The organism is Kitasatospora sp. NPDC091257 (genome assembly GCF_044757675.1).
Taxonomy (GTDB): Bacteria; Actinomycetota; Actinomycetes; order Streptomycetales; family Streptomycetaceae; genus Kitasatospora; species Kitasatospora lactacystinica.
Genome location: NZ_JBIVVI010000533.1, coordinates 1 through 5,908, shown reverse-complemented (window position 1 = coordinate 5,908; position 5,908 = coordinate 1). Strand labels below are relative to the sequence as shown.

Genomic DNA, 5,908 nt, shown 5'->3' with positions numbered 1-5,908 from the left:
GGGTCGCCGCCCCAGTGGCCGGGGCCGGTCTGCTCGTCGGTGACGATCACCACCCGGTCGTGGCCGCGGTAGTGGGTGCGGACGGCGTCGGCGGTGTTGGTGCCGCCGAGGTTGGAGAAACGTGCCAGCACACGCAGTACCGCCTCGCCCCGGCCGACGTCGACCACCTGGCTGGAGGTGCCGAACTCGACCAGGTCCGCCTCGGCGGCCCGGACCTTCAGCGCGGTGCCGAAGATCGCCGCCGAGTCCGCCCGGTTGAGCTCGGTCGGCCCGCCGGAGCGGTCGAACATCGAACCGGAGCGGTCCACCAGGATCAGCGTCCGGCCCGGCAGTTCGGGCACATTGGCCAGCGAGTGACCGAGCGCCGTCTCCAGCGCGTGCCCCCAGCGCAGCGAGGGCACGTTGCGGTGCGCGGCCAGGTAGCGGAACGGGAACTGGCGCGAGCGCCGCACCTCGCCCTTGTCGGAGATCCGCCGGGCCACCTCGGCCGCGACGGCGTCCGAGACCCCGGCCCGGTCGAAGTTGCGCAGGTTCCGGACCAGCGCCATCGGGCCCATCGACGGGATGACCGCCTCCCAGGCGTCCGCGTCCAGCGGCCCCTGCAGCCAGCCCGCCAGCGCCTCCCAGGTCAGCCCGGCGGCGGCCAGCCGCGCGGCGCCGCCCTCGGCGGTCACCGCCGCCCGGCGCTCCTCGACGGGCAGCGCCAGCAGCTCGCGGTTGGCGGTCAGCATCCGGTCGGCGGCCGGCGGGACGGCCTCGTCCGGGCGGTGCCTGCGGTCCAGCGCGTACGCGAACAGGGCACCCTGCCACTCCTTCGCCGGGTCCGGCGAGGGGTGGGTCAGCTCGATCACGTCGCCGAAGCGGTAGCCCTTGCCCGCCGTGTCGTACTTGAGCAGCGAGCGGGCGTCGTACAGGTGCCGGACGGCGTCCGCGACCCCGCGCTTGAGCGGCTTGGGCAGCGCCCGGCCGTAGCGCGAGGTCCAGTAGGCGAGCAGCTCGCCCGGCTCGTCGGCGCGCCGCAGTACCGCCGCGACGGCCTGCCGGGAGTGGCCGTGGGCGCCCGCGTCCAGCCGGGCGCGGGTGAACTCGGCGGCGCCGACCAGGGCGGCGGTGCGCATGTGGGCGCCGTAGCGCAGCCAGCGCAGCAGCCCGACGGTCCACTCCGGCTCGGCGACGGCGAGTTCGCGCACCAGCGCGGTGTAGCGGTCGTCGCGCTCGCCGCCGCGCTCGTGGAAGGTGTCCTGGCCGACCATGTTGGCGATCGCCAGCAGGAAGAGCTCGGACTTGTGGTCCCGGACGAAGCCGGGGCCGCCGTTGTGGTTGACGGTGCGCTCGCCGGTGGTGGCCACCGGCGAACTCGGACCGGCCTTGGCCCTGCGGAAGTTGAACCTGGACATGCGGAAGCCCCCCTCGGCGTGCTGGTGTCAGTGGGAGGGAGGCATGCTGCGGCAGCGGTGCCCGGGGCCGTCATGGCTGACGCGGACCCGGGCACCACGAAGAGCTGCCTCCCGAGATCAAAGGTGGCGGCGGTGTTGCGCGGGCTCGAACCGCAGCGCCCTGGGGGCGCCTCACCAAGAAGTAACCGCTGCCGTCGCACCGGGAGGTGCGGACGAACTATTCACGTGTAGGTGTCCAGAGATCGAAGGCGGCTGAGGTGACACAGCTGCTCTACCGACTGAGCTACACCGGCGAGTACCGGCGGCGGGACTCGAACCCGCGACACGCCCATTAAGAGTGGAAGTAACCTCTGCCTGCGCACCTGGACGAGAGAAACCCTAGCCAGGCCCCTCCCGTCACCGCACTCCATTTACCGCCGGAGCGCCGTCCCGTCCGCTCACGCCGGAGCGACGATCACCGCCCGGGCCCGCTCGGTCAGCTCCCGCACCCGGCGTTCCCCCTGGAAGGGCTCCAGCCGCCGCAGCATCTCCACCACGTACTCCCGGCTGCGCTGCGAGGAGATCCGGCCGGCCACCTCGACGGCGCGCTCGCCGGCGGCGACCGCGGCGTCCAGGTCGCCCGCCTCCGCCTCGGCCATGGCCGAGACCACCAGCCGCAGGCCGTGCGAGCGGACGAAGCCCTCGGTGGGCGTGGCCAGCGCCTCGCGGGTGAACTGCCGGACCTTGGAGGGCACTCCGAGGTCGCGGAAGCACTCGGCGGCGTCGGCGGCGAGCCGGTCGTAGGCGTAGAAGTCCATCCACGCCGGATCGGGATCCCCGGCGCGCGCCCGTTCGAGCGCGCTCTCCGCCGCACCGAGCGCCGTCGCACACGCCGCCGCGTTGCGGGCCTTGGCCTGGGCCCGGGCCTCCACCAGGTGGAAGAAGCTCATGGTGCGGGCGGTGGCCAGGCCCCGGTTGCGCTCCAGCGCGGCCTGGGCGAGGTCGACGGCCTCCTCGGCGAAGCCCCGGTAGCCCGCCTGGAGGCTCATCGAGGCCAGCACGTAGCCGCCGAGCGGGACGTCGGCGGCGGCCCGGGCGAGCCGCAGCGCCTGGATGTAGTAGCGCTGGGCGGCCTCGTGCTGCCCGGTGTCGAAGGCCATCCAGCCGGCCAGCCTGGTCAGTTCGGCGGTCGCGCCGAACAGCGCCCGGCCGACCGCGTCGCTGTACGAGGCGAGCAGCAGCGGCGCCGCCTCCACGCGCAGGCACTCCGGCACCATCGACGAACGCCAGTCGCCACCGCCGTACTTGGAGTCCCAGCGACGGGCCTCCTGGGCGGCCTCGCGGAGCTTGGCGGCGTCCGAGTGGCCGACCCGGTAGGAGGAGGTGTCGGTGGGGGAGCGCGGCACCTCGCGGGCCACCGAGCCGTCGGCGGGGGTGATCAGCCAGCGGGAGACGGGGGTCGCGTAGGCGGCGACCGAGAAGGTGCCGGCCAGGCTGTCGCTCCAGCGGCCGCCGCCGGGGCCCCGGCGCAGGTCGAGGTCGACCCGCCACAGGTCGGTCGCCGAGCGGACCGCGTCGGCGACCTCGCGGGGGAAGGCCAGGCCGAGTTCGGGCGCCGGGTCGGTGTCGCCCAGGCCGATCTCCTCCAGTGGGACGGGCCGGCCGAGCTTGCCGCCGATCGCGGTGGCGATCAGGTGCGGGACGGGCCCCTGCGGCACCATGCCCTTGCTGACCCAGCGGGCCACCGAGGTCTTGTCGTACCGCAGGGTCAGCCCGCGTTGGGCGCCGAGGTCGTTGACCCGGCGGGCCAGTCCGGCGTTGCTGATCTGGGCGAGGGTCAGGAGCGTGCCGAGCCGTTCGTTCGGTCCACGTGGGCTGACGGTCATGGTGGCGGCTGCACCTCCTGCGGCCTTGTGCGCGGGGCCCGGGCGGCACCGGGCCGTAGCTGCTGTACCTAGCGTAGTCGGACGCGTTCCGACGGTTAAGAGGTCGCATTCCGGATGGCGGGATCGCGCACTCGGCCGTGCCGCACCGGAGTTGGTCCGGACCGCTCGGATCCGGCCGACCGCGCCGCGCGCCGGAGCGTCGTGCTCCGGTCCCGTGTACGCGTGCGCCCGGCCGTGCCCCCTGGCCCGACCGGCTGGTCGGCGATTCGCTGGTGGTCGTGGGTCGGCCTGCCGTCGAGGACCCGGCGGGCCGGGGGACGCCGCCGCCTCAATCCCCGCGGGTGGTGGTGAAGTCCGGGAGGGCATGCGGATGCCCTCCCGGGCCGGGCGACGCCTTTCGGCCATCTCGCGATGCCCATGTCAAAGGCGTTTCGCCGGCGGTCCGGGCCGGGGAGGGGGAGGCCCGGCCCGCCCGCTCCCCGGAGTGCTGGACGGATCGAACTCCCTTCCGGTGGACGGAACTTGCCCACGCGCAGTGATCGCGCACCGGACGGAGCTCCGGCCGGGAGCGGGCCCGCGCGCGCATCGGTGCCCGCTCGCACGGCCCCGGCGGCCCGTCGAACGGCCGGTCCGAACGGAGGCGGAACCCCGGAACACCGGCCACGGCGACGCCCCGCGGTGGCACGATGTCTCCTGACGGCGCGTCCGAGCTGCGAGGACCCGCCGGGACGCGCCCGGGCCGCCACGGCAACACCACCCGGCCGCCCGGCGGGCGGCGAACGCGCCGCACGGATGCAGGTCCTCGTCCGGTGGAGGCGCGATGCGGTGGCTGACGGGCTGGTGCACGGGTGCGCCGAGCGCGGGCACCCCGGCGCACGAACTGCGCGGCGGGGTCGAGCCGATCGCCGCCCGCCCGCTGTGGTCCGGGCCCGACCCGCTCTGGGCCGTGGGCGACTGGCGCCCCGCGGAGATCCGCCTGGTCACCCACCGCCCCGGCGCCCCCGCCGTGGTGAGCACCGGCCCCACCGAGCCCGACCGGATCGAGGACACCCCCGCCACCACCCGGCTCGCCGTCCTCGGCCACTGCGGAGCCACCGACGCCGAGCTCGCCGCCGGCCTCGCCGCCGCCCGCGGCGGCGCCGTCCGCCACCTCACCGCCTGGCCCGGCAGCTACACCGTCGTGCTGCGCTCCGGCCCCCGCTCCACCCTGCTGCTCACCGACCTCGCCGGCGCCCGGCCCGTCTTCCACACCCCGTGGGCCGGCGGCACCGCGTACGCCACCGCCGCCCTGCCGCTCGCCGACCTGGTCGGCGCCCCGCTGGACACCGGCCACCTCGCCGCCCGGCTCGCCTGCCCGGAGTCCCCCGAGGCGCTCGGCGCCGGCACCCCGTACCTGGGCGTCCAGCGGGTGCCGCCCGGCCACGTGCTCGGCATCCGCGGCGGCCGCCCGTACCTGTCCGGCTACGACGACCCGGCCGGCGCCGAGCAGCCGCGCGACGAGGCGCCCGCCGTCCGCGAACTCACCCGCGCCCTGCTGGAGTCCGTCCGCTCCCGGGTCCGCACCACCACGCCGGTCCCCGACCCGGTCGGACGGGCCCGGCTCGGCGTCGACCTCTCGTACGGGACGGCCTCCGCGACCGTCGCCCTGCTCGCCGCCGCCGTCCCGCTGCCGCCGGTGCCCGCGGCCACCGCGGCGGCCCGGGCGGCCACCGCCGGGGCCAGGAGCGGCGCGGTCAAGGGCTCCTGGGCCCGCGCCGCCGCCCGGGAGGCCGCCGCCCCCGAGCGGTTGGCCGCCGTCACGCTCGGCGAGACCGGGCCCCCGGCCGGCCTCGCGCTCGCCCCCGACACCCCGCGGCTGCGGCACACCGTGCTCGACCCCGGCCCGGACACCCTCCCGTACGCCGGGCCGGGAGCCGACCCCCGGGCGGGCCGGCTCACCGACGAGCCCGGGCCCGAACTCGTCGCCGCCGCCCGGGCCGAGGCCCGCTTCGACGCCGGCGGCACCGACCACCTCACCGGCTACGGCGCCCGCCAGGTCCTGGACGGACACCCGGCCCGGCTCGCCGACCTCGTCCGGGCCGGGCGGCCGCGCGAACTCCTGCCCCCGGTCGTCGCCCTGGCCGGCGTCGACCGGGCGGCCGCGGGCGTCCTCACCGGCACGCTGCGCACCCCGCTCACCGTGCTCCGGGCCGCGCACCGGCTCTCCCGGGTCCGCTACGCCGAGGCGCTGGACGAGGCGGCCGCCAAGCTGACCGCCCGCCACGTCCCGGACGGCGGCGGCACGGCGGGGGCCCGTTCGGCCGTCGACCTCGCCTGGTGCGTGCCCGGCCCGGCCGCCCGCTGGCTCTCCGACGAGGCGCTCTCCTCGGTGGCGCTGCGGCTCCGCCTGGCGGCGGGCAAACCGGCGCCCGAGGAACACCCCGGCGCGTACCGGGCCCGACACGCCCTCTACCGGCAGGCGCGCGGGTTCCGCACGCTCGTGCACGCCGCCGAACAGCCCGGCCAGCGGCTGCACGCGCCCTTCCTCGACAACCAGGTGGTGCGCGCCGCCCGGCTGCTGCCCGACGACGTCCGCCTCCAGCCCGGCGCCCGGCACGCCCTCCTGCACGCCGTCCTCACCGGCGCCGGCCGCACCGACCTGCCCCC

Annotated in this window: 3 protein-coding genes and 1 tRNA gene; 1 reads left to right on the top strand and 3 read right to left on the bottom strand. The window is 76.8% G+C overall.

Going from position 1 to position 5,908, the window contains the following annotated elements; all coding sequences use genetic code 11:
* The 3 genes from ACIQOV_RS23600 to ACIQOV_RS23590 form a co-directional block, all read right to left on the bottom strand.
* Positions 1 to 1,397 (bottom strand): TROVE domain-containing protein (locus ACIQOV_RS23600; protein ID WP_401051434.1); only part of this gene is annotated, 1,397 nt, incomplete at its 3' end.
* Between the two features lie 296 nt (positions 1,398 to 1,693).
* Positions 1,694 to 1,755 (bottom strand) — tRNA-Ser (locus tag ACIQOV_RS23595).
* Positions 1,756 to 1,834: 79 nt separating this feature from the next.
* The gene (locus ACIQOV_RS23590; protein ID WP_359913997.1) at positions 1,835 to 3,262 is read right to left on the bottom strand and encodes an MFS transporter; all 1,428 of its coding nucleotides are present in this window, start codon (positions 3,260 to 3,262) and stop codon (positions 1,835 to 1,837) included.
* 820 nt (positions 3,263 to 4,082) lie between these two features.
* On the opposite strand from ACIQOV_RS23590, the gene ACIQOV_RS23585 reads away from it, so the two are divergent.
* A partial coding sequence (locus ACIQOV_RS23585) for an asparagine synthase (protein ID WP_401051431.1) occupies positions 4,083 to 5,908 on the top strand: 1,826 nt, incomplete at its 3' end.

What these genes read in the sequence shown, in the direction of transcription:
- ACIQOV_RS23590 (WP_359913997.1), bottom strand. Translation starts at nt 3,262, where the DNA reads ATGACCGTCAGCCCACGTGGACCGAACGAACGGCTCGGCACGCTCCTG.